General features: G+C 67.1%; 22 protein-coding genes. 2 read left to right on the top strand and 20 right to left on the bottom strand.

Going from position 1 to position 22,306, the window contains the following annotated elements; all coding sequences use genetic code 11:
- Positions 1-18 precede the first annotated feature (18 nt).
- The 10 genes from dxr to dnaE form a co-directional block, all read right to left on the bottom strand.
- Positions 19-1,215, bottom strand: a complete 1,197-nt coding sequence (gene dxr / locus AC1RSI_RS11565; protein WP_154726162.1) for a 1-deoxy-D-xylulose-5-phosphate reductoisomerase — start codon at positions 1,213-1,215, stop codon at positions 19-21.
- A complete protein-coding gene (locus AC1RSI_RS11560; RefSeq protein ID WP_154726163.1) occupies positions 1,212-2,033 on the bottom strand; it encodes a phosphatidate cytidylyltransferase in 822 nt (273 codons plus the stop codon). Before AC1RSI_RS11560 ends, dxr begins: the two co-directional genes overlap by 4 nt.
- Positions 2,033-2,791, bottom strand: coding sequence for a polyprenyl diphosphate synthase (gene uppS, locus AC1RSI_RS11555; protein WP_154726164.1), 759 nt, complete (start codon positions 2,789-2,791; stop codon positions 2,033-2,035). The genes AC1RSI_RS11560 and uppS overlap by 1 nt, the downstream gene beginning before the upstream one ends.
- A gap of 37 nt (positions 2,792-2,828) precedes the next feature.
- A complete protein-coding gene (gene frr / locus AC1RSI_RS11550; RefSeq protein WP_008263615.1) occupies positions 2,829-3,386 on the bottom strand; it encodes a ribosome recycling factor in 558 nt (185 codons plus the stop codon).
- A 39-nt stretch (positions 3,387-3,425) separates the two neighbouring features.
- A complete protein-coding gene (gene pyrH, locus AC1RSI_RS11545) occupies positions 3,426-4,160 on the bottom strand; it encodes a UMP kinase (protein WP_008263497.1) in 735 nt (244 codons plus the stop codon).
- A 129-nt stretch (positions 4,161-4,289) separates the two neighbouring features.
- Positions 4,290-5,231, bottom strand: coding sequence for a translation elongation factor Ts (gene tsf / locus AC1RSI_RS11540; protein ID WP_008260965.1), 942 nt, complete (start codon positions 5,229-5,231; stop codon positions 4,290-4,292).
- 149 nt (positions 5,232-5,380) lie between these two features.
- On the bottom strand, positions 5,381-6,289 hold the full coding sequence (gene rpsB / locus AC1RSI_RS11535; RefSeq protein WP_008264289.1) for a 30S ribosomal protein S2: 909 nt from the start codon (positions 6,287-6,289) through the stop codon (positions 5,381-5,383).
- 223 nt (positions 6,290-6,512) lie between these two features.
- Complete coding sequence (locus AC1RSI_RS11530) at positions 6,513-7,109, bottom strand: DUF4142 domain-containing protein (RefSeq protein ID WP_154726165.1); 597 nt, start codon at positions 7,107-7,109, stop codon at positions 6,513-6,515.
- 96 nt (positions 7,110-7,205) lie between these two features.
- Complete coding sequence (locus AC1RSI_RS11525; RefSeq protein ID WP_230307623.1) at positions 7,206-7,604, bottom strand: DUF3224 domain-containing protein; 399 nt, start codon at positions 7,602-7,604, stop codon at positions 7,206-7,208.
- Positions 7,604-11,065, bottom strand: a complete 3,462-nt coding sequence (gene dnaE / locus AC1RSI_RS11520) for a DNA polymerase III subunit alpha (protein ID WP_447941489.1) — start codon at positions 11,063-11,065, stop codon at positions 7,604-7,606. Before dnaE ends, AC1RSI_RS11525 begins: the two co-directional genes overlap by 1 nt.
- A gap of 484 nt (positions 11,066-11,549) precedes the next feature.
- Here dnaE and msrA point away from each other — a divergent pair, with 484 nt between their 5' ends.
- Positions 11,550-12,188: a peptide-methionine (S)-S-oxide reductase MsrA gene (msrA, locus tag AC1RSI_RS11515; RefSeq protein ID WP_008263724.1), complete on the top strand. Its 639-nt coding sequence runs from the start codon at positions 11,550-11,552 to the stop codon at positions 12,186-12,188.
- A gap of 30 nt (positions 12,189-12,218) precedes the next feature.
- Here msrA and AC1RSI_RS11510 read toward each other — a convergent pair whose 3' ends face one another.
- The 4 genes from AC1RSI_RS11510 to AC1RSI_RS11495 form a co-directional block, all read right to left on the bottom strand.
- A complete protein-coding gene (locus tag AC1RSI_RS11510) occupies positions 12,219-12,923 on the bottom strand; it encodes an ABC transporter ATP-binding protein (protein ID WP_008262155.1) in 705 nt (234 codons plus the stop codon).
- Complete coding sequence (locus tag AC1RSI_RS11505) at positions 12,916-14,202, bottom strand: lipoprotein-releasing ABC transporter permease subunit (protein WP_154725279.1); 1,287 nt, start codon at positions 14,200-14,202, stop codon at positions 12,916-12,918. The genes AC1RSI_RS11510 and AC1RSI_RS11505 overlap by 8 nt, the downstream gene beginning before the upstream one ends.
- On the bottom strand, positions 14,199-15,515 hold the full coding sequence (gene proS / locus AC1RSI_RS11500) for a proline--tRNA ligase (protein WP_154725278.1): 1,317 nt from the start codon (positions 15,513-15,515) through the stop codon (positions 14,199-14,201). The genes AC1RSI_RS11505 and proS overlap by 4 nt, the downstream gene beginning before the upstream one ends.
- 77 nt (positions 15,516-15,592) lie before the next feature.
- Positions 15,593-15,859, bottom strand: coding sequence for a DUF1467 family protein (locus tag AC1RSI_RS11495; RefSeq protein WP_008259708.1), 267 nt, complete (start codon positions 15,857-15,859; stop codon positions 15,593-15,595).
- Positions 15,860-15,935: 76 nt separating this feature from the next.
- Here AC1RSI_RS11495 and AC1RSI_RS11490 point away from each other — a divergent pair, with 76 nt between their 5' ends.
- Positions 15,936-16,289: a 5-carboxymethyl-2-hydroxymuconate Delta-isomerase gene (locus tag AC1RSI_RS11490; RefSeq protein ID WP_008259371.1), complete on the top strand. Its 354-nt coding sequence runs from the start codon at positions 15,936-15,938 to the stop codon at positions 16,287-16,289.
- A gap of 24 nt (positions 16,290-16,313) precedes the next feature.
- Here AC1RSI_RS11490 and AC1RSI_RS11485 read toward each other — a convergent pair whose 3' ends face one another.
- The 6 genes from AC1RSI_RS11485 to nuoN are packed head-to-tail and all read right to left on the bottom strand — an operon-like array spanning position 16,314 to position 22,303.
- A complete protein-coding gene (locus tag AC1RSI_RS11485) occupies positions 16,314-16,652 on the bottom strand; it encodes a DUF3088 family protein (RefSeq protein WP_008258985.1) in 339 nt (112 codons plus the stop codon).
- Positions 16,653-16,691: 39 nt separating this feature from the next.
- A complete protein-coding gene (locus tag AC1RSI_RS11480) occupies positions 16,692-17,600 on the bottom strand; it encodes a hypothetical protein (RefSeq protein WP_008263175.1) in 909 nt (302 codons plus the stop codon).
- 54 nt (positions 17,601-17,654) lie between these two features.
- A complete protein-coding gene (locus tag AC1RSI_RS11475; protein WP_008262826.1) occupies positions 17,655-19,328 on the bottom strand; it encodes a ribonuclease J in 1,674 nt (557 codons plus the stop codon).
- A complete protein-coding gene (locus AC1RSI_RS11470) occupies positions 19,329-20,105 on the bottom strand; it encodes a type III pantothenate kinase (RefSeq protein WP_035309029.1) in 777 nt (258 codons plus the stop codon).
- A gap of 1 nt (position 20,106) precedes the next feature.
- Entirely contained in the window at positions 20,107-20,856 is a 750-nt protein-coding gene (locus AC1RSI_RS11465; protein WP_154725277.1) for a biotin--[acetyl-CoA-carboxylase] ligase, read from the bottom strand.
- Positions 20,857-20,860: 4 nt separating this feature from the next.
- Positions 20,861-22,303, bottom strand: a complete 1,443-nt coding sequence (gene nuoN, locus AC1RSI_RS11460) for an NADH-quinone oxidoreductase subunit NuoN (protein ID WP_008260532.1) — start codon at positions 22,301-22,303, stop codon at positions 20,861-20,863.
- Positions 22,304-22,306: the final 3 nt, after the last annotated feature.

Below are 22,306 nucleotides of genomic sequence, written 5' to 3'. Positions count from 1 at the left end.
ATCGTCTCCCCTGGCCGATCAGGCCGCGTTCGCCAGTCCGGCGATTATGGTTCCGGCCATCAGACGGGTCTGGGCGTCGACCGAAAGGGCCGCGCCACAGGCGTCTCCAGAGCCGAAAACCATCCCCGCCTTCGTCGCACGATCAAGGGTTTCGGCGACGACTGCGGCAATATTGAGAAAGGCCAGCTTGCGGTCAAGAAATGCAAAGGCCGCGACCTCGTTGGCGGCGTTGAACACGGCGGGCGCCGCCCCCCCCGCCTGCAGGGCCTGACGCGCCAGATCCAGGGCCGGAAACCGCGCCAGATCCGGCGCTTCGAACGTCAACCGCCCCAGAGCCGCCAGGTCCAGCTTCGGCGCGGGCCAGGCGATGCGATGGGGCCAGGCCAGGGCGCAGGCGATCGGCGTGCGCATGTCCGGCGGCCCCATCTGGGCCAGAGTCGAACCATCCACATATTCCACAAGGCTGTGGATGATCGATTCGGGGTGGACCACGACGTCGATCCGCTCCGCCGGCATGGCGAACAGATAGGCCGCCTCGATCATCTCCAGGCCCTTGTTGGCCATGGTGGCGCTGTCGACCGAAATCTTGGCCCCCATGCTCCAGTTCGGATGGGCGACGGCCTGTTCGGGCGTGATCCCGGTCATCTGGGCGCGCGGGGTCTGGCGGAACGGCCCGCCCGAGGCGGTGAGCACCAGTTTCGATACCTGCTCGGGCGCTTCGGCCGGAAACACCTGGAAGATGGCGGAATGTTCGGAATCGACCGGGATCAGCCGCCCCCCGGCCCGTCGAACGCGCTCGATCAGGGCCGGGCCGCAGCAGACCAGGCTTTCCTTGTTGGCCAAGGCCAAGATGGCGCCCGTTTCGGCCGCCGCCCAGGCCGACTTCAACCCTGCGGCCCCGACGATGGACGCCATGATCCAGTCGGCCGGCCGCGTCGCCGCCTCCACAATGGCGTCCTCGCCCGCCGCCGCCGCCACGCCGGTTCCCGCCAGGGCGTCGCGCAGATCGGTCAGCCTCTTCGGGTCGGCCGTCACCGCGAGTTTCGGCTTCCAGCGCCGCGCCTGCTCGGCCAGTTTGGCGATATTGGCGCCGCCCGTCAGGGCCTCGACCTCGAAGGCCCCCGTGCCGGTGGCCTCGGCCTGTTCCATCAGGTCCAGGGTCGACGAGCCGACCGAGCCGGTGGAGCCCAGAACCGTGACGCGGCGACGGATCAAGACGCGCCCTTTTCCAGCAGAACCACCAGCAGACGTCCCGCCGCCACCACCACGACCGCGAACATCAACCCGTCCACCCGGTCCAGCAGGCCGCCGTGGCCGGGGATGGTGTTGCCCGCGTCCTTGACGCCGAACCGGCGCTTCAGCCCCGACTCCCACAGATCGCCGCCCATGGTGGCCAGCGCGGCCGCCAGGCCCAGGATCGCGCCCCAGAAGATGGTCAGGCGGCCCATGTCGAACCAGGCCGTCAGGGCCGCACCGGCGACCGCGCCCGCCAGAATGCCGCCGACGAAGCCGGACCAGGTCTTGTTGGGCGAATAACGCGGCCACAGCTTCGGCCCGCCCAGGGTCGAACCCGCCAGATAGGCCAGGATGTCCGCCGACCAGGTCACAGCGAAGACAAGCGCCGTCCAGTGCAGACCGACCGCGCCGTCCCCGTCGCGCAGCCAGATCAGCAGCACCGAGGGCCAACCCAGATAAAGCACGCCATAGGCCGCATCCACGGCCTGCTGGCCTCGGCTTCGGGCATAGAGCCCCGCAGCGGCGGCGCCGAACACCAGGATGACGAAGGCGACCGACATGACGCCGAAATAGGCGCTGACGACGGCGGCCACGACGGCCAGGGCCACCGCCAGTCCGACGGGACGCGGAGCCTTGGGCGCGCTCATGGCGCCCCATTCGAAGGCCAGGACGACGCAGGCGGCCAGCATCAGCGCCAGGAACCAGACGCCCCCGAACCAGGTGGCGGCCACCGCCGCCGGCGCCAGGACGGCGGCCGAGGCCGCCCTCAAGGCGATATCCCGCCCCTTGACCGCCATCAGGCCGACACGCGCGCAGGCGCGTCCTCTCGCCCGCCGTAGCGGCGTTCGCGTTGAGCGAAGGCGGCGACCGCCTCCCCCAGCGCCTTGGGCCCATAGTCGGGCCACAGGATATCCTGGAACACCAGTTCGGCGTAGGCGGCTTCCCACAGCAGGAAGTTCGACAGGCGCTGCTCGCCCGAGGTGCGGACGATCAGATCCAGCGGCGGCGATCCCGCCGTGGCCAGGCCGGCGGCCAGGGTGTCTTCATCGATCGGCTCGACCGTCTCGCCCGCCAGCAGCCTTTGCATGTGGCGACGCGCGGCGTCGACCAGATCGGCCCGGCCGCCATAGTTGAAGGCGACCTGAAGCATGAACCGGTCGTTGTGGGCGGTCTGGCGCTCGGCCTTTTCGATGATGGCGGCGATGTCGGACGGCAGTCCGTCGCGGCGGCCGAGAATGCGCAGGCGCACGCCCGCCTTCTCCAGCCGCGCCAGATCACTGGCCACATAGGTCCGCACCAGCCCCATCAGGTCCGAGACCTCCTCGGCCGGACGGCTCCAGTTCTCGGTCGAGAAGCCGAAGACGGTCAGGCATTGGATGCCGAAATCGGGCGCGGCCTGGATCGTGCGCTTCAGCGCCTGGACCCCCTCGCGATGTCCCATGGCGCGCGGCAGGCCCCGGGCGCTCGCCCAGCGGCCGTTGCCGTCCATGATGATGGCGACATGGCGTGGTCCATCGGAACGCGAGCTCGAAGGCGCGGCGCGGTCTGCCGTCATCTGTCGTTCCGTCCCTTCAGGCCCAAGCCGTTCCGCCTCAGACCTGCATGATCTCTTGTTCCTTGGTCTTCAAGGCCTCGTCGATGCGCTTGATGGCGGCGTCCGTCTCCTTCTGGATGTCCGCCTCCAGCTTCTTCTGTTCGTCCTGGCTGATCTCGCCCGCCTTCTCGGCCTTCTTCAGATCGTCGTTGGCGTCGCGGCGCACGTTGCGCACGGCGATCTTCTGTTGCTCGGTGTACTTGCCGGCCAGCTTGACCAGGTCCTTGCGGCGCTCCTCGGTCAGCGGCGGCACGGGGATGCGCAGGGTCTGTCCGTCAACGATGGGGTTCAGGCCCAGGTTGGCGTTGCGAATGGCCTTTTCGACCGCGACCACCATGCCCTTGTCCCAGACGTTGACGGAGATCATCCGCGGCTCGGGCACGCTGATGGCGGCGACGGCCGACAGCGGCGAGGCCGATCCATAGGCCTCGACCCGCACGGGCTCCAGCAAGCCGGCGTTGGCCCGTCCGGTGCGCAGGCCGCTGAACTCTTCCTTCAGCGCCACGACCGCCTTCTCCATGCGGTCGCGATAGGTTTTCACTTCGGGCTTGGCCATGGTCTTGGTCTCTCTTGTCTTCAACGGATCGTCGAACGATCAGGCGCGGTCCTGGATGATGGTGCAGGTGCCCTCGCCGGTCAGGGCGCGGCGCAGGGAGTCGTCTTCGCGGATCGAGAAGACCACGATCGGAATACCCGTGTCGCGCATCATGGCGATGGCGGAAGCGTCCATCACCCGCAGATCCTGGGCCAGAACCTCCTGATAGGTCAGGGTCTCGTAGCGGGTCGCGGTCGGATCCTTCTTGGGGTCCGCAGTATAGACGCCGTCAACGCTGGTGCCCTTCAGCAGGGCGTCGCAGCCCATTTCAGCCGCGCGAAGGGCGGCGCCCGAATCCGTCGTGAAGAAGGGCGCGCCGACGCCGGCGGCGAAGATGACCACGCGGCCCTTCTCGAGATGACGCAGGGCGCGGCGGCGGATGTAGGGTTCGGCGATGGCGGCCATCGGAATGGCGCTCTGCACGCGGGTCGAGACGCCGATCTTCTCCAGCGCCGACTGCATGGCCAGGGCGTTCATGATGGTGGCCAGCATGCCCATATAGTCGGCCTGGGCGCGCTCCATGCCCGCCGCCGCCTTGGACAGGCCGCGGAAGATGTTGCCGCCGCCGATCACCAGACAGATTTCCACGCCCTCGGCCGCGACCTGGGCCACGGCCTTGGCCACGGTGTCCACGGTCTTCATGTCGACGCCGAAGGCCTGATCGCCCATCAGGACTTCGCCGGAAACCTTGAGCAGGACGCGCTTGTAGCGAAAATTGGCGGGTGCGTCGGGCATGCGGCGGGGGTCCGTTTGAATGCGGCGCCTTTTGAATCAGGCGACTTCTTATAGACGAAGGGCGCGCCGGCCATCAAAGCCGAACGCGCCCTTCTGATACAAAACCCTCACGAATGAGGGGGAGACTGCTTAGTTGCCGCCCATCATCGAGGCGACTTCCGACGCGAAGTCGGGGCCTTCGACCTTCTCGACGCCTTCACCCAGCGCCAGACGGACGAAGCCGGCCAGGTGCAGGTTGGAGGAGCCCAGTTCCTTGGCCGAGTTGGCGACCAGCTGTTCGATGGTCACGTCCGGGTCCATGACGAAGGGCTGCTTGGACAGCACCACGTCCTTCTGGAACTTGTTGATCTGGCCTTCCACGATCTTGGCGATCATGGCTTCGGGACGGCCTTCTTCCTTGGCCTTTTCGGTCAGGACGGTGCGTTCCTTCTCGATGGCGGCGGGGTCCAGGTCGTCCGTGTTCAGCGACAGCGGCGCCGTGGCGGCGACGTGCATGGCGATCTTGCGGCCCAGTTCGCGCAGGGCGGTCTTGTCGCCCTCGCCTTCCAGGGCGACCAGCACGCCGATACGGCCCACGCCCGGCGAAACCGCGTTGTGGACATAGGTCGAGACGACGCCTTCCGACACCGACAGGCGGGCGGCGCGGCGCAGCTGCATGTTCTCGCCGATGGTGGCGATCATGTTGGTCACTTCGTCCTGGACCGTCTTGCCGGCTTCCAGTTCGGCGCCGTGCAGGGCCTCGACGGTGTGATGCTCCAGGCCCAGCTGGGCGAACGACTTGGCGGCGTTCTGGAACAGTTCGTTACGGGCGACGAAGTCGGTTTCCGCATTGAACTCGATGGCGGCGGCGACTTCGCCCTTGCCGTCTTCCTTGGACGCCACGGCGACCAGGCCCTCGGCGGCGACGCGGTCGGCCTTCTTGGCGGCCTTGGACAGGCCCTTGGCGCGGAGCCAGTCGATCGCTGCTTCGATGTTGCCGTCGTTTTCGACCAGCGCCTTCTTGCAGTCCATCATGCCGACGCCCGAACGCTCGCGAAGTTCCTTCACGAGGGCGGCAGTGATCTCGGCCATGTTCTTCTCCTTGGGGGATTCGTATGTGGGAACGGCCGGGCTGATTTAGCCCGGCCGTGTGTCAGTTCAACGCACGGCCTTCGGATTGACGCTCAAGTAGCGAGCCGCCGCGCGGCAAGCGTAGCGTCAAAAGGAGGGCCGTCGGGCGATCAGCCCGTGGCCTTCTCGGTTTCGACGGCGTCGTTCGCTTCCGAAGTGGCGGCCTGAGCAGCTTCATCGGCGACAGCCGGTTCAGCGGCGGCGACCAGTTCAGCGGCGACGTCTTCCGTGCCGGCCGGAGCGGCGTCGGCTTCGACCGGGGTCGAGGCTTCACGCAGCATGGGCTCTTCCGGATTGATCGCAGCACCCAGGTCCACGCCCGAGGCCGAGGCGCCGGCGGCCAGACCGTCCAGGACCGCGTCGGCGATCAGGTCGCAGTAGGTCTGGATGGCGCGGGCGGCGTCGTCGTTGCCGGGGACCGGATAGGTGATGCCGTCCGGGTCCGAGTTGGTGTCCAGGATGGCGATGATCGGGATGTTCAGCTTGCGGGCTTCCTGGATCGCGATCGCTTCCTTGTTGGTGTCGATCACGAACATGATGTCCGGGATCGAACCCATGTCCTTGATGCCGCCCAGCGACAGCTCCAGCTTGTCCTTCTCGCGCTGCAGGTTCAGCAGTTCCTTCTTGACGCGGCCTTCGCCGCCGTTCTCGAGGATGCCTTCCAGTTCACGCAGACGGGCGATCGAGCCCGAAACGGTGCGCCAGTTGGTCAGGGTGCCGCCCAGCCAACGGTTGTTCATGTAGTACTGGGCGCAGCGCTTGGCGGCTTCGGCGACCGGCTCGGAGGCCTGGCGCTTGGTGCCGACGAACAGGACGCGGCCGCCCTTGGCGGCGACGTCGCGCACGGCCACCAGAGCCTGGTGGAACAGCGGCATCGTCTGCGACAGGTCGATGATGTGGATGTTCGAGCGCGAGCCGAAGATGTAACGGTCCATCTTCGGGTTCCACCGGTGCGTCTGGTGGCCGAAGTGGGCGCCCGCTTCAAGCAGGGTGCGCATCGAGAATTCAGGCAGAGCCATGATCGTTCAGTCCTTTTTCCGATCAAACGTGGCGCGGGGGATTAAAGGTCACAAGACCCTCGGAATGGAGCGGATCGGGATGTCTCCCCGAAACGCGCCTCGCCCGCGTTGCGAAATGCGGGGGCCATGTAGGCGGGATAGGCCCGAATAGCAAGCGCCGCCTGACAAAACACAGAAGTCGGCCCCTTTCGGGACCGCCTGTCATGGGCGAAATTCGTCGCCCTTAGTTCATCGCATCCATCAGGGCCTGGGCGCGATCGCGGTGGGCCGTGATGGTCGGGATCAGCTCCCGGGCCAGACCGGCCAAGGCCGGGGCGTCGGTGTTGTCGTCGAACCCGTTCAGCAGGGTCAGAGTCTCGTTATGAGCGGCGACCTGCTGCTCCAGATAGACCTTGTCGAAATCAGCCGGCGTGGCGGCCTTCAGATTGTCGATCAGTCCCTGGCGACGTTCGTCCAGCGTGGTCGGAACCGTGACGTTCGGAGCCGCCGTCGCGACGACCGAGGTCACCTTCTCGCCCGCAGCCGTGTGATCCTTGTCGATCATGGCCGCCAGGGCCTTGACGTCGGCGTTGGTCGATTTGGCGGCGGCGACCTTTGCGGCCTCGATTTCATACATGTTGCCGACCGCAAGGCTGGTGACGAAGCCCTCGACGGTGTTGGCGCCCATGGTGGCGGCGGAGGTCTGGCCGACGACGCCGGAAGCGGCGTCCTGGGTCGCATTGACGGCTTCGTCGGCGTTCTGGGCTGCAGTGTCGCCGCCCTGATTGCAGGCGCCGAGCAAAGCGACCGAAGCGACGCCGGCGAGAACGAGATTTTTCATTGGAACAGTCTCCCTTGTAGACTGAACCAACCCTTCACGGCTCATGCGGTTCCGCAATTACAATAGCTTGACCATATGCAACCCACCCTCGGAGCGTCATTCAGGCAGGCTGTAGTCCAGGACATAACGATGCTCCCCGTCGGCGATGGTCAGGTGGAAGACCCCGCTTACTCCCGCCAGATCACCACTGCCTGAGCCCGGCACGATGGTGATCAGAAGCTCCTGCGACCCCGCGTTCATGACGCCGCGATGGACCATCGAGAAACCGCCCTGGCGACCGTTCAGCACGCCCGTCACCCGCTCCAGGGCGACATAGGCGCCGGACTGGCCGGCCATGACCCCCAGCATCTCCCCCACGCCGGTTCCTTCAAGATCGCCGTGGAAGGTCTTGGCGAGCTTCATTCGGCCGTGGACGTCGGCAGGCGCGTCCGGCTCGGGCGCGACCGGCGTGATCTTGACCTCGAAGGTTCCGGCGGCGTGGGACAGCGCGATCATCACGCCTCCTCCAGCATCAGGACGCCCGGCGCCGACTTCAGGGCGCCGCGCAGGGCGCCGTCCAGCCGATAGCGGCCGGGAAGCTTGACCTCGACCTCCTGACGGCCTTCCAGCGAGGCGACCAGGGAGATTTCGCCGCCCTTGCCGATGGCGCCGGAGCGGGCGCGTTCCAGCCGGGCCTTCAGGGCCTCGGCGTCGGCGGTGCGGGCCGAGACATGGATGCGCAGTCCGATGTTGGCGTCATCCAGCAGATTGTCCATCTGGCTGGCGTCGTCGCCGAAGAACCGCACCTCCCCTTCCGACGCCTTGGCGCGGACCCGCACCATGACCGAGGCGCCGGGCTCCAGCACCTCACGGCATTTGCGCAGCTGTTCGGGCGGGAACAGGCATTCGAACTCGCCGGTCGGGTCCGAGAAGGTGACGAAGGCGAATTTCTCGCCGGTCCTGGCGCTGGCGCGTTCCTGCTTGCGGCGCACCACCCCGGCCATCTGGAAGGCCTCGTGGCCCGATTCCGCCAGGGGAATCGCCTCGGCGACGAATGTGACGCGCTTGCGTTTCAGGGCCGAGGTCATCTCGTCCAGCGGGTGGCCGGACAGATAGAAGCCGACGGCCGACAGCTCATGGTCCAGCCGCTCGGGCCCGACCCAGGGTTCGACGCTCTTCAGCCGCGGCCGGCCGACATGGGCCTGGTCGCCGCCGAACAGGGAGACCTGGGACGAGGCGCGTTCGGCCGCAACGCTCTGGCAATAGGCCATCAGGACGTCGGCCTGTTCGACCAGTTGGCGGCGGTTGGGATGGATGCTGTCGAAGGCGCCAGCCTTGGCCAGGCCTTCCAGCGCCCGTTTGTTGACGCTGCGCGGATCGACCCGTTCCAGGAAGTCGAAGATGTCGGCGAAACGACCGCCGGTCTCGCGCACCTCGATGACGTGTTTCATCGCCTCGAGCCCGACGTTGCGGATGGCGCCCAGGGCGTAGAGGACCACGCCACGACTGTCGTCCCAGGCCACGTCGAAGTCCGCCGAGGACCGGTTCAGATCGGGCGGCAGCACCGGCACGTCGAACCGTTTGGCGTCCTGATAGAAGACCGCCAGCTTGTCGGTGTTCGACAGGTCCAGACTCATCGAGGCGGCGAAGAACTCGACCGGATGATTGGCCTTCAGCCAGCCGGTCTGGAACGAGATCAGGGCGTAGGCGGCGGCGTGCGACTTGTTGAAGCCATAACCGGCGAACTTGGCCACCAGGTCGAAGATCGAGCCGGACTGGGTCTCGGGGACGGTCTTCTCCAGCGCGCCCTTGACGAAGCGCGCCCGCTGGAAGTCCATCTCCTCCTTCTTCTTCTTGCCCATGGCGCGACGCAGCAGGTCGGCCTCGCCCAGGCTGTAGCCCGCCAGGATCTGGGCGATCTTCATCACCTGTTCCTGGTAGATGATGACCCCGTAGGTCTCAGTCAGCACCTCCTTCAGACTGGGGTGCAGATAATCGACCTCGGCCCGACCGAACTTCCGGTCGATATAGGTGTCGATCATCTCCATCGGCCCCGGCCGATACAGCGAGATCAGGGCGGTGATCTCCTCGATGGAGCCGCAGCGCATCTTGCGCAGGGTGTCGCGCATGCCCTGGGATTCCAGCTGGAACACCCCGACGGTCTGGCCCGAGGCCATCAGCTCATAGGTGCGGGCGTCGTCCAGCGGCAGGCCGTTCCAGTCCTGCGCCGCGCCGCGCCGTTCCAGATAGCCGCGCGCGCGGTCCAGCACGGTCAGGGTCTTCAGGCCCAGGAAGTCGAACTTCACCAGACCCGCCGGCTCGACCCATTTCATGTTGAACTGGGAGGCCGGAATGGTCGAGCGCGGATCCTGGTACAGGGGCACCAGTTCGACCAGAGGCCGGTCGCCGATGACGATGCCGGCGGCGTGGGTCGAGGCGTTGCGGTACAGCCCCTCCAGCTCCAGCGCCGTCTCCAGCAGGGTGCGGACCGCAGGTTCGGCGTCCCTGGCTTCCTTCAGGCGCGGCTCCAGGTCGATGGCCTGGGCCAGGGTGACGGGATTGGCCGGGTTGTTCGGCACCATCTTGCAGAGCCGGTCCACCTGGCCCAGCGGCATCTGCAGCACCCGGCCGACGTCGCGCAGCACGGCCCGCGCCTGCAGGGTGCCGAAGGTGATAATCTGGGCCACACGGTCCTTGCCGTAGCGGTCCTGGACATAGTCAATCACCTCTTCGCGCCGCTCCTGGCAGAAGTCGATGTCGAAGTCGGGCATGGAGACCCGTTCGGGGTTCAGGAACCGCTCGAACAGCAGGCCGAACCGCAGCGGGTCGAGGTCGGTGATGGTCAGGGACCAGGCGACCAGAGAGCCGGCCCCCGAGCCCCGCCCCGGCCCCACCGGGATGCCGTGCTCCTTGGCCCATTTGATGAAGTCGGACACGATCAGGAAATAGCCGGGGAAGCCCATCTGCTGGATGATGCCGACCTCCCATTCCAGCCGGCTCCAGTATTCCGCCTCGGGCACGGCGGGGGTGATCTGGCCAAGGCGCACCTTCAGCCCCTCGCGCGCCTGGTGCGCCAGTTCGTCGGCCTCGGACCGCCCTGCCCCCGTGTCGAACCGCGGCAGAATGGGCGCATGGGTGTTGACCAGGAAGGCGCAGCGCCGGGCGATGTCGATGGTGTTGTCGCAGGCCTCGGGCAGGTCGGCGAACAGGTCGCGCATCGCCTCGGCCGACTTGAACCAGTGTTCGCCGGTGATGCGGCGGCGGTCTTCCTGGCCGGTGAAGGCGCCGTCGGCGATGCACAACAGGGCGTCGTGCGACTTGGCCTGGGCCGCCTTGGCGTAATAGACGTCATTGGTCGCGACCAGGGGCGTCTCGTGGGCGTAGGCCCATTCGACCAGACCGGGCTCGGCCCGCTTTTCGTCCTCCAGCCCGTGACGCTGCAGCTCGACATAGAAGCGGTCGCCGAAGGCGGACTTCATCGTCGCCAGGGCGGCCGCCCCCTCGCCCGTCTTGCCCTGGGCGAACAGGGGATCGACCGGACCGTCGGGGCCGCCCGACAACAGGATCAGCCCCTCGGACCGCGCCACGACCTGGTCCCAGGCCACGCCCGGTTCGGCCATTTCGCCCGCGTCCAGATAGGCCGAGGACGACAGGGCGCACAGGTTGCGCCACCCGGCCTCGTTCTGGACCAGCAGGACCACGGTCGGGGTCTTGGCCCAGCGCACGGCCTGGTGTCCGCCGATGCCGAACACCGGCAGGGCGCAGGCGATGATGGGCTGGACCCCGGAGTCACGGGTGTACTGGCTGAACTCCAGCGCGCCGAACAGATTGGTCCGGTCGGCGATGGCCACGGCCGGCATGCCCGCGTCCGCCGCCAGCTTGCCCAGCTTGCCCGCCTTGATCGCGCCTTCCAGCAGCGAATAGGCCGAGCGGACCCGCAGATGGACGAAACCCTGACTGTTGACCGGTTCGCTCACTGGACCTCCGCCTGTCGCGCCTCCGAAGGGAGGCCGCGCATCATCCTGGACCGAGTCTCACATCACCGCCCGCCGGAACACCGCAAACCTTCAGCCGGGCCGCGCGATCATTGATCCGCTGTGGATAGAGGCTTCAGACCGTCACGGCGAAAAAACACAGTCCAGATAGTCTAGAATCTCTCATAAGCGATTGATTTTACACAATGCGAATTCAGACCCTGTCGGTGCGAGTCTGAAAATCAGGCGGCCGTCACGCTGATGGCCAGGGTCCAGACCATCCAGACGAAACCGCTGCACGAGGCCAGCGACAGCATATCTCTCATCAAACGCGGCATGGCGACTTATCCCCAGACATGAATGTTCTTGCCTTGTTCTATGTTCGCTCATTGTTCTCGTCAACCCCGGTCTTATCCCAAGGGGCGAGACGGTCTGAAACCATTTGCAGCGGCGCATCGTATGCCTGTGGAGAAAGGGAGATGTCCCCATGCCCAAGTCTCTGAAATTCCTGGCTGGCGCGGCGATTGCGGCCGCCCTGGTCGTCGTGACGACCGCCGCCCTGCCCCGGACCGACCGCGCCCAGGCCCAGCCCGCCCGGTCAGTGCTTCAGACGGCCGTCTTCGCCGGCGGTTGTTTCTGGTCCGAGGAAAAGGCGTTCGACGGCCTGCCGGGGGTGCGCTCCGCCGTATCAGGCTTCGTCGGCGGCCAGACGGCCAACCCGACCTATGAGCAGGTGGTGCGCGGCGGGACCGGCCATATGGAGGCGGTCCAGGTCACGTTCGATCCCCGCGTCGTCAGCTATCGCGCCCTGGTGGACCGCTACTGGCGCACCATAGACCCGACCGATCCGAACGGGCAGTTCTGCGACCAGGGGCCGTCCTATCGCGCGGCGGTCTTCGCCACGGCGGATCAGCGGGCGGCCGCTGTGGCGTCACGGGATGCGGCCATGCGCGTTCTGGGCAAGAGCTTCACCACCCCGGTCGTCGGGGTCCAGCGGTTCTGGCCCGCCGGGCCTGAGCATCAGGACTACGCCCGCCGCAACCGCGCCCATTACGAGGCCTATCGCCAGGGCTGCCGCCGGCCCCAGCAGCTGCGCGCCATCTGGGGCGACGCGGCCGTTGGGTGACGGCGTCCGCCAGATGTCATTAGGCCTGGCTCAATAAGCCTGACTTTGGGCCGCCCGTTCTTCCAGATGGCCGTCCTTCAGGGCGAAGACGCGGTCCATGTGGCCGGCCAGCTCCATATTGTGGGTGGCGATCAGGGCGGCGACGCCCGTGGTCTTGGCCAGGTCACGCAGGGATTCGAACACCGACTGGCTGGTGGTCGGGTCCAGGTTGCCGGTCGGTTCGTCGGCCAGCAGCAGGCGGGGCTTGTTGGCCAGGGACCGGGCGATGGCGACACGCTGCTTCTCGCCGCCCGACAGCTGGGCCGGCTGGTGGGTCAGCCGCTCGCCCAGACCGAGGGTCGTCAGCGTCTCCTCGGCCTGACGGCGCGCCTGGGCCAGGCTCATGCCCGCGATCCGCATCGGCAGGGCGACATTGTCGCGGGCGTCGAACTCGGCCAGCAGATGGTGGAACTGATAGACGAAGCCGATGCGCGACAGGCGCAGGCGGGTGCGGGCGCGCTCGTCGAGGTCGCCCACCATTTCGCCGTCGATGGCGACCGTGCCCTCGGTCGGCTTCTCCAGCAGGCCGGCGGCGTGCAGCAGGCTGGACTTGCCCGAGCCGGAGGGGCCGATCAGCCCGACCATCTCGCCCGGCATGACGTCCAGATCCACGCCCTTCAGCACGGTCAGGCCGCCGTTGGCGGTGTCATAGGTTCGGGTCAGGCCGCGCACCGACAGGATCGGAGACCTACTCATAGCGGAGCGCCTCCACGGGATCGATGCGAGAGGCCGTCCAGGACGGCGGCAGGCTGGCCAGGCAGCTCATGCTGAAGGACAGCAGGGCGACCCAGGTCACGTCCATCGGATCGACCAGGGCCGGGATGGCGTCCAGCTGATAGACGTCGGCGTTGAACAGTTGCACCCCCAACACGGCCTCGATGGCGTGCTGGATCGTGCCGATGTTCCAGCAGAACAGCAGGCCCAGGGCGAGGCCCGCCAGGGTGCCCGCCACGCCGATCATGGCGCCGGACATGAAGAAGATGCGCAGGATGGCCGACGGACTGGCGCCCACGGTGCGCAGGATGGCGATGTCGCGCGTCTTGTTCTTCACCAGCATGACGATGCCGGAGATGATGTTCATGGCGGCGATGGCGACGACCAGGCCCAGGATGATGCTCATGGCCACCCGCTCGACCCGCAGGGCGCCGTAGAAGGCGGCCAGGCGTTCGCGCCAGTCGCTGATGACAGATCCGGGGCCGGCGGCGTCGCGGATGGCGGGGGTCAGCTCGCCGACGCGGTCGGGGTCGTCGACCTTGATCTCGATGGCGTCCCAGACCCCCTCCTTGCCGAAGAACAGCTGCTGCTGCTCCAGCGGCATGAACAGGAAGGCGCGGTCGAAGTCGGCCGTGCCCGAGCGGAACAGGCCGCCGACGAAATAGGTCTTTTCCAGACCGCCCAGATTGCCGAAAGCGCTGTCGGCGCCTGTCGGGGAATAGAGGGTGACGGGATCCCCGACCCGCAGGCCCAGGGAGTTGGCCAGGGCCGCGCCCATCAGGATGCGGTCGCCGCCGTATGCGCCCTTGCCGAAGTCGGCGCGTTCCTTGGGCGTCAGGCTGTCGAAGACGTATTTGGTGGTGGCCAGGTCCTGGGGCCGCACGCCGCGCACCATGGCGCCCGTGGTGAAGTTGCCGACCCGGACCAGGCTCTGGCTCTCGTTCAGCGGGGTGACGCTGACCACGCCGGGCACGGCGGCGATCCGCTTCAGGGCGGCGTCGCGATCTTCAGACGTCAGCACCGGCCCCTGGACGTACATATGGCCGTTGAACGACAGCATCCGGCCCAGCAGTTCCGAGCGGAAGCCGGCCATGATGCTCATGACGCTGATCAGCACCGCGACGGCCAGCATGATGCCGATGAAGCTGATCACCGCGATGGTCGCCACCCCGCCCTCCTTGCGCTTGGCGCGCAGGTAGCGGAGGGCCAGGCCGATCTCCCACGAGGAGAAGGCGCCGGATGGACGGGACGGCAGGTTCAAGCAGTCAACCTTTCGATGGCTTCGGCCAGGGGCACGGACACCTTCTCGCCGGTGGCGCGGCGCTTCAGCTCGACCACGCCGTCGGCCAGGCCCTTGGGACCGATCGTCAGCTGCCACGGCACGCCGATCAGGTCGGCGGTGGCGAACTTGCCGCCCGGCCGTTCGTCGGTGTCGTCGTACAGCACGTCCTTGCCCAGTTTCTCCAGCTGGGCCACCGCGTCCTCGCAGGCGGCGGAGACGGCGGCGTCATTGGCGCGCAGATTGATCACGACCACGTCGAACGGGGCCACGGCGTCGGGCCAGATGATGCCGCCCTCGTCGTGGCTGGCCTCGATGATGGCGCCCAGCAGGCGCGATACGCCGACGCCGTAGCTGCCCATGTGGACATTGGCGTCCTGACCGTCCGGCCCGGCGACCTTGGCCTTCATAGGGGCCGAATATTTCTCGCCGAAATAGAAGATGTGGCCGACCTCGATGCCGCGCGCCGACAGGCGGTCGCCCTCGGCGGTCTCGGCCTCGAACCGGGCCTCGTCGTGCATTTCCTCGGTTGCGGCGTAGAGCGCGGTTCGTTGATCAACGATTGACTGAAGATCGTCCCAGTCCACATCCGCGCCGGGCGCCGGCATTTCGACCAGGGCCTTGTCGCAGAAGACCGCGCTCTCGCCCGTCTCGGCCAGGACGATGAATTCGTGGCTCAGGTCGCCGCCGATCGGGCCGGTGTCGGCGCGCATCGGCACGGCCTTCAGGCCCATGCGGGCGAAGGTGTTCAGATAGGCCACGAACATGCGGTTGTAGGCCTTGCGGGCCGAGGCCTCGTCCACGTCGAAGGAATAGGCGTCCTTCATCAGGAACTCACGGCCGCGCATAACGCCGAACCGGGGGCGGCGCTCGTCGCGGAACTTCCACTGGATGTGAAACAGGTTCAGCGGCAGCGACTTGTAGGACTTCACATAGGCGCGGAAGATGTCGGTGATCATCTCCTCGTTGGTCGGCCCGTACAGCAGTTCGCGCTCATGACGGTCGGTGATGCGCAGCATCTCGGGGCCATAGGCGTCGTAACGCCCCGACTCTCGCCACAGGTCGGCCAGTTGCAGGGTCGGCATCAGCAGTTCGACTGCGCCAGCCCGCTGCTGCTCTTCGCGCACGATCTGCTCGATCTTGCGCAGCACCCGCAGGCCCAGCGGCAGCCAGGCGTAGATGCCGGCGGCCTCCTGCTTGATCATGCCGGCGCGCAGCATCAGCTGGTGCGAAACAATCTGGGCGTCCGAAGGGGCTTCCTTCAGCGTGGGCAGGAAAAAGCGCGACAGGCGCATGATGGGGAATCCTAGGCGTAGAGACAGACCAAGGCTTTAGCCGCTGGACCGGGGCGAAAGCTAGGCCGGGATGGGGATTAGACCGCCGGCGCGCGCGAGAAGTCCGGCAGGGGCAGCCAGCCGGTGAAGATCAGCACCATGACGAAGACCCAAACCAGGGCCGCGACCCAGGTGGTGGTGATGAATTTGCGCTTCAGGTTCGGCGTCGTCGGCGCACCCCATTGGGCGCCGTCCGTCGGCGGCTCGTGGGTCTCGCGGGAGGTTCCCAGCGGCAGCACGCCGAACAACACCGTCCACCAGACGATGATGTAGATGCCGAACATGGTGATGGGGCCGATGGGCATGGGACCTCCTGTCCGGGCTTTGGCGCCCGGTTGAAACCGGTCTAGAGGATCGGCCTCCTCTGGACGAGTCCCCGACATGCCGCAGATCACCCTGGAATACACCCGCCACCTGGCGGACGCCGACTGGACCCCGGTCGCCCTGGAGATCCATCAGGCCGCAGTCGAGATCGCCGGCGCCGCCCTGTCGGCCTGCAAGACCCGGCTGATCGCCCTGGATCACGTCGTCATCGCCGACGGCGCGCCCGAGACCGCCATGCTGGCCTGCCGCGTCGGCCTGATGCTGGGCCGCACGCCGCAGCAGAAGAGCGCGCTGAGCGAAAAGGTGCTGGAGATCCTGACCGCCGCGCTGGCTCGCACGGCCGGCAAGGTCGAGGTGTCGGCCGAGGTGTTCGAACTGAACGAGACCTATCGCAAGGCCACGCTCGGCTGAGACGACATCGCGGTCGGTCGCGCCTCAGGGATGCGGCCGGCCGACGCCGTAGCGCGCCGCGAGATAGGGGGCGATGGCGTGATCCTGCAGGAAGCGACGCCCCGTCGTTTCGCTGACCTGAGCCTCGGGCCAGTCCAGTTCGCCGTCGAGGATCAGGATGGGGCAGCTCTGATGCGCTTCGCCGACCTCGGCGATGACCAGCGGGCGCGGCCGGGGGTGGTCCAGATAGACGATATCAAGAACGTCCCTCAGCCGGGGATAGAAGGCCAGCACGCCCTCCACATAGGCGCCGGCCGGGCAGAACCAGGGACCGCCCTGGTCGTCATGCCAGTCGGGATTCAGCAGGAAGAGTCGTTCGGTCATGGACGGGATATAGCGGACCTCCGCCGGATTCCGAGACGTCTATTCGCAGGCTGCGCCGAAGCCCGGCGCGCGTAACGCCAACAGGATGGATGACCGCTCCGCCTGGGTGATGGAGCCGGACCGTTCCAGCACGCAGCCGACGGCGGTGTTCGAGTTCGGGGCCAGCAGGCCGTAGGTCAGGCCCTCGGCCTCCAGTCGGGCCTGGGCGCCCTTCAGGGCCTCGACCGCCTCGGCGACGCGGGCTGGGTCTCTGGTGATCCGCGTCATCTCGTGCAGGGCCTCGCCCGAACTGGGGAAGTCATAGGCGTCGGGCGTATAGGGGGCGATCTCGGCCGAGAGACGGTCGGGGTGATCCGTGACGCCGAACTTGGCGTTCTGGCTGGCGGAAAAAGCGATGGCCGGGCCCGTCTGCGGCACGACCAGAATATAGGCGTGGCGCGGGAACAGCAGATAGTGGCCCATGTATTTGGTCACGGGCACCAGCGGCGGGCGGTCCGGCCCCAGGGCGTGGGCGCCGACATAGACGCCGGACGGCAGGCTGCGCGCGTCGATCCGTCCGTTCAGCGTCAGGATCCGGTCCACCATCACATGGTCCAGCAGAAAGACCCCGTCCTCGGCCTCCCGTTCCAGATAGGCGTGGATGGCGGCGGTGTCGGGCGCGGGGCCGAGGTCGCGGCCATAGACGGTCGGAAAGGCGGTCGGCGACATCGGCTGTCCGTCCGGCGGACTGAACCACAGGACGCGCAGTTCGTGGACGGTGCGCGACAAAGGCTCGTCGCCGCGAAAGGTCGAAAGGCTGAGCGCCAGGTTCACTGCGGCGAAGAGGGCGACGAAGCCCGCCGTCCCCTGCCCTGCGATCACAGCCCAGCGCCGCCAGCCGTGCAACGGATAACGGGCGTGGCGCACCCGTTCCAGCAGACGGCGGCCGCGCGTGGGCTTGTCTGACATGAGTTTCCCCAACCGTTCAGGCGCAAGAAATGCGCCTGAACGGTCAAGGTTGCATCAGACCCGCAGGACGACCGTCTCGACGATGGGGCGTCGGTCCCAGATCTGCTGGCTTGCCTTCTTCAGCACGCGGGCGACAGCCTGTTCGATGACCATTTCGTCGTCCAGGGCGTCGCCCTTCAGGCTCTTGATCACCTGCTCGACGCGCTCGGCCAGATTATCCAGGGCGTCGCCCAGCGGCGTGGCGGTGTCGCCGGGCAGGCCGACGCTGCGGATGTCGATGTCGCTGGCGATGCGGCCGCGCTTGTCCAGGGCGAAGCTGACGATCAGCACGCCGTTGGTCGAGGCGTGGCGACGTTCCTTCAGGGCCTCGCCCTGTTCGGTCACCAGCATGCCGCCGTCGACGTAGAGGCGACCGTTGGGCACTTCGTCGATGATCTTGGCCGGTCCGGGGGCCAGGCGAACCATGTCGCCGTTGCGCGGGGTGACGGTTTCCTTGACGCCGATGTCCTTGGCCAGATTGGCGTGTTCCAGCAGGAAGCGACGCACGCCATGGGTGGGCACCGCGATCTGCGGCCGCACCCATTCGTACATCTGCTTCAGCTCGTCGCGGCACGGGTGGCCCGAGACGTGGATGCCGGGGTGATCCTTCTCGGTGTAGAGGCGCACGCCCCGGTCCGCGAGGCGGTCCTGCAGATTGCCGATGGCCAGTTCATTGCCGGGGATCTGGCGCGACGAGAAGATGCAGTGGTCGCCCAGGCCCAGTTTGACGACCGGATGGGTGCCGTCGGCGACGCGCGACAGGGCCGCGCGGGCCTCGCCCTGGCTGCCGGTGCACAGGTACAGGATCTGGTCGGCGGGCCAGACGCGGGCCTCCTCGTCCGACAGGAAGGGCTTCACGTCCTGCAGCATGCCGACGTGTTTGGCCGCAGCCGTGATCCGGTGCATCGAGCGGCCGGCGAGCGACACGCGACGCCCGCAGGCCTCGGCGGCGCGAATGACGCTGTCCATCCGGGCGACGTTGGAGGCGAAACAGCCCACGGCGACCCGGCCCTTGAGGCTGGAGATCAGTTTGGTGATGGCGACGGCCACATCGCCCTCGGACCCGGCGACGCCCGGCACGAAGACATTGGTCGAATCGCAGACCATGGCCAGCACGCCCTCGTCGCCCATGGCGCGAATGGCGGGGGCGTCGGTCTTCTCACCGATGATCGGCTGGTCGTCGATCTTCCAGTCGCCGGTGTGGAACACCACGCCCAGGGGGGTGTCGATGGCCAGGCCGCTCGGCTCGGCGATCGAGTGGCTCATGTTGACGAAGGTCACGCCGAACGAGCCGATGTCGACCGTGCCGCCCAGCGGCACCTCGATCAACTGCACCTCGTCCAGGATGCCGCGCTCGCGCAGCTTGTCCCGGATCAGATAGGCGGTGAAGGGGGTGGCGTAGATCGGCGCCTTGATGCGCGGCCACAGCCAGCCCAGGGCGCCGATATGGTCCTCGTGCGCGTGGGTCAGGACGATGCCCTTGATCGTCTCGCCTTCCAGATAGGAAGGATCGGGCACGATCACGTCCACGCCGGGCGTGGACAGGTCGCCGAAGGTGACGCCGACATCGACGATCAGCCATTCACGATCAGCCTCTGGCCCGAAGCCATAGGCGTTGAGGTTCATACCGACCTCGTCCGAGCCGCCCAGCGGCAGGAAAACGAGTTCGTCTTGGTTTTGCTTTTTCATTCAGTCAGTCATTTGGGCGTTACGACGCCAGATTTCCAGGAGGCCGCGAATAGTCAGGTCGGGATCGAAGTGATCGATGCTGTCGGTCGCGCCTTCGAACAGGCTGGCGACGCCGCCGGTGCCGATGACGGTCATGGGCCGCGCCCATTCCGCCTTGATGCGCGCGACCAGGCCTTCGATCAACGAAATATAGCCCCAGAAGACGCCGGACTGCATGGCCTCGACCGTGCCCTTGCCGATGACGTGGTCGGGGCGCTGGATGGCGATGCGCGGCAATTTGGCCGCCGCCTCGTGCAGGGCCTGGAGCGACAGATTGATGCCGGGGGCGATCAGACCGCCTTCGAAGGCGCCGTCGTCGGCGACGATGTCGAAGGTGGTGGCCGTGCCGCTGTCGATGACGATTAGGTCGCCCGGATAGACCAGCTTGGCCCCGATGGCGTTGACCAGGCGGTCGGCGCCGGCCTCGCTGGGCTTGGCGATCCGCACCTCTATGCCCAGTTGGGCGTTCTCGCCGATCACCAGGGGTTCGATGTTCAGATAGCGGCGCGACAGATTGCGCAGGTTGAAGATCGACTGGGGCACGACGCTGGAGATGATGCAGCCGGTCAGGGCGGCGAACTCCAGCCCCTTCATGACCATCAACTGGTTCAGCCAGACGGCGTATTCGTCGGCGGTGCGGCTGGCCTCGGTGGCGGCGCGCCACTGGGCGATCCAGTCCGAGCCGTCGTGGACGGCGAACAGCGTATTGGTGTTGCCCTGTTCTATGGCGAGCAGCATGTCAGGCGGCCTTGCCGAAGAAGACGTCGCCTGCGGAAATCAATCGCACGGAGCCGTCGGCCAGACGCAGGCGCAAGGCCCCGTCAGGCTCCACACCCTCGGCCAGGCCCTCGATCGTTTCGTTGTCCAGACGCGCGGTGCACGGGCCGTTCAGCCCGGTCAGACGGCTGGTCCAGGCGTCCAGAACCGGCTCGAAGCCCATCGTCTGCCAGCGCCCCCACCAGACGGCGAAGGTCTCGGCCAGGATCTCGGCGGCGGCTTCGACCGGTGGGGCGAAGGCGAGGTCCTCGCGCAGTTTTTCCGCGATCGCCGCCGAAGCCTTCTCGGTTCCCTCGGGCGCATGGGCCAGGTTGACGCCGATGCCGACGGCCAGCCAGAGCCCGCCGGACGCATGCGCGCCGCTTTCAACCAGGATGCCGCACGCCTTGCGGCCGTCCAGCAGGACGTCGTTCGGCCATTTGATCGAGACCAGGGCCGGCGAGACGAAGACGTCCAGCAGGTCGGCGACGGCCAGGGCGGCGATGAAGGTCGCCTGAGCGGCCTCGCGCGGCGACGCATGAACCCGGATCAGCAAGGTCGCGGCCAGATTGCCTGGCTTGTCCACCCAGCTTCGGCCGCGCCGGCCACGCCCCGCCGTCTGGCGGCGCGCGATGATCCACTTCGGGCCGACCTCGCCCGCCTCCGCCAGCCGCCGGGCTTCCGACAGCGTCGAGTCGATCTCGTCGAGGATGACCAGAGGGGCGGGCGTCAACGCCCTAACCGTTCCCGAAGCCGGCGCTCGCAACCTTGGTCAGCGGCTCCAGCCAGGTCAGACCGACAATCACCAGCGGGAAGGCGAAGGCGGCGCAGGCCCAGCCGATGATGCTGGTTTCCGGCGAGGACTTGTCCATCTGGATGTCGTCGACGGGTGCGTCGAACCACATCAGCTTGATGATGCGCAGATAATAGAAGGCGGCGACGACCGAGGCGACCAGACCGGCCGCAGCCACCGGCCACAGGCCGGCGTCGGCGGCGGCGCCGAAGACATAATACTTGCCCCAGAAGCCCGAGAACGGCGGCATGCCCAGGACCGACAGAGACAGGACGGTCAGGGCCACGGCCGTGACCGGACGGTCCTTTTTCAGACCCGCCAGATCGGCGATGCGACGGATCGGCCGGCCCGACTTGGACAGGCTGAGCAGGATGGCGAAGAAGCCGAGCTGGTCGATGACATACAGGGTCATGAACATCAGCATGGCCTGCAGGCCTTCGCTGGTGCCGGCGGCGATGCCCAGCAGGGCGTAGCCGATGTTGGCGATCGACGAATAGGCCAGCAGGCGCTGGACATCCTTCTGCACCAGGCCGCCGAAGGCGCCGACGACGAAGCTGATCAGGGAAATGGCGACCAGGACCTGCGACCACTGGGCGTGGGCCTCGCTGAAGCCGCCCTCCAGGGCGCGGGCGATCAGGACCATGGCGGCCACCTTGGGGGCCGTGGCGAACAGGGCCACGACCGGGGTCGGGGCGCCTTCGTACACGTCGGGCGTCCACATGTGGAAGGGCGCGGCCGAGACCTTGAACGCCAGACCGCAGATCAGGAAGACCAGACCGAACACCAGGCCGGGGCTGGGGTGATCGACGGCAAAGGCGGCGATGTCCTCGAACCGCATCGAACCGGCGAAGCCGTAGATCAGGCTGGAGCCGTACAGCAGCAGGCCCGACGACAGGGCGCCGAGGACGAAATATTTCAGGCCCGCTTCCGACGCCTTGACGTCGTCGCGGTGGAAGGCGGCCAGGACGTACAGGGCCAGCGAATGCAGCTCGATGCCGACATACATGGAGATCAGGTCGCCCGAGGACGCCATCATCCCCATGCCGACCGAGGCCAGCACGATCAGGACCGGATATTCGAACTTGGCGATGTGGGTCCGTTTCATCCAGCCGTCGCCCAGGACGATGGCCACGGCGGCGGACAGATAGATGACGCTCTTGCCGTAGATGGCCAGCGGATCGGCCACATAGGCGCCGTTGAAGGCGACGCCCCAAGGTCCCATGAAGGCGAGGACGGCGGCGGCGATCAGCAGCAGGACCGACAGGATGGACACCAGCCGGGCGCTCTTGTCGCCGATGAAGGCGCCGACCATCAGCAGGACCAGGGCGCCGACCGCGAGGGTCAGCTCCGAGGCGGCGAGGTGCAGGGCGGAGGACAGATCAGGCATGCT

This window comes from Brevundimonas sp. GW821-FHT10E09 (genome assembly GCF_058809375.1).
Note: the sequence above shows the minus strand (reverse complement) of the source record. Positions and strands in the feature narration are given on the sequence as shown.

Excerpts from the sequence above, each read along its gene's own strand:
- AC1RSI_RS11485 (WP_008258985.1), bottom strand. The coding sequence starts at position 16,652 with ATGACCGAACGACTCTTCCTGCTGAATCCCGACTGGCATGACGACCAG.
- pyrH (WP_008263497.1), bottom strand. The coding sequence starts at position 4,160 with ATGCCCGACGCACCCGCCAATTTTCGCTACAAGCGCGTCCTGCTCAAG.
- uppS (WP_154726164.1), bottom strand. The coding sequence starts at position 2,791 with ATGACGGCAGACCGCGCCGCGCCTTCGAGCTCGCGTTCCGATGGACCA.
- AC1RSI_RS11475 (WP_008262826.1), bottom strand. The coding sequence starts at position 19,328 with ATGAAAAAGCAAAACCAAGACGAACTCGTTTTCCTGCCGCTGGGCGGC.
- AC1RSI_RS11490 (WP_008259371.1), top strand. The coding sequence starts at position 15,936 with ATGCCGCAGATCACCCTGGAATACACCCGCCACCTGGCGGACGCCGAC.
- frr (WP_008263615.1), bottom strand. The coding sequence starts at position 3,386 with ATGGCCAAGCCCGAAGTGAAAACCTATCGCGACCGCATGGAGAAGGCG.
- nuoN (WP_008260532.1), bottom strand. The coding sequence starts at position 22,303 with ATGCCTGATCTGTCCTCCGCCCTGCACCTCGCCGCCTCGGAGCTGACC.
- tsf (WP_008260965.1), bottom strand. The coding sequence starts at position 5,231 with ATGGCCGAGATCACTGCCGCCCTCGTGAAGGAACTTCGCGAGCGTTCG.
- AC1RSI_RS11525 (WP_230307623.1), bottom strand. The coding sequence starts at position 7,604 with ATGATCGCGCTGTCCCACGCCGCCGGAACCTTCGAGGTCAAGATCACG.
- AC1RSI_RS11560 (WP_154726163.1), bottom strand. The coding sequence starts at position 2,033 with ATGGCGGTCAAGGGGCGGGATATCGCCTTGAGGGCGGCCTCGGCCGCC.
- AC1RSI_RS11480 (WP_008263175.1), bottom strand. The coding sequence starts at position 17,600 with ATGTCAGACAAGCCCACGCGCGGCCGCCGTCTGCTGGAACGGGTGCGC.
- AC1RSI_RS11495 (WP_008259708.1), bottom strand. The coding sequence starts at position 15,859 with ATGCCCATCGGCCCCATCACCATGTTCGGCATCTACATCATCGTCTGG.
- rpsB (WP_008264289.1), bottom strand. The coding sequence starts at position 6,289 with ATGGCTCTGCCTGAATTCTCGATGCGCACCCTGCTTGAAGCGGGCGCC.
- msrA (WP_008263724.1), top strand. The coding sequence starts at position 11,550 with ATGCCCAAGTCTCTGAAATTCCTGGCTGGCGCGGCGATTGCGGCCGCC.
- proS (WP_154725278.1), bottom strand. The coding sequence starts at position 15,515 with ATGCGCCTGTCGCGCTTTTTCCTGCCCACGCTGAAGGAAGCCCCTTCG.
- AC1RSI_RS11510 (WP_008262155.1), bottom strand. The coding sequence starts at position 12,923 with ATGAGTAGGTCTCCGATCCTGTCGGTGCGCGGCCTGACCCGAACCTAT.
- AC1RSI_RS11470 (WP_035309029.1), bottom strand. The coding sequence starts at position 20,105 with ATGCTGCTCGCCATAGAACAGGGCAACACCAATACGCTGTTCGCCGTC.
- AC1RSI_RS11530 (WP_154726165.1), bottom strand. The coding sequence starts at position 7,109 with ATGAAAAATCTCGTTCTCGCCGGCGTCGCTTCGGTCGCTTTGCTCGGC.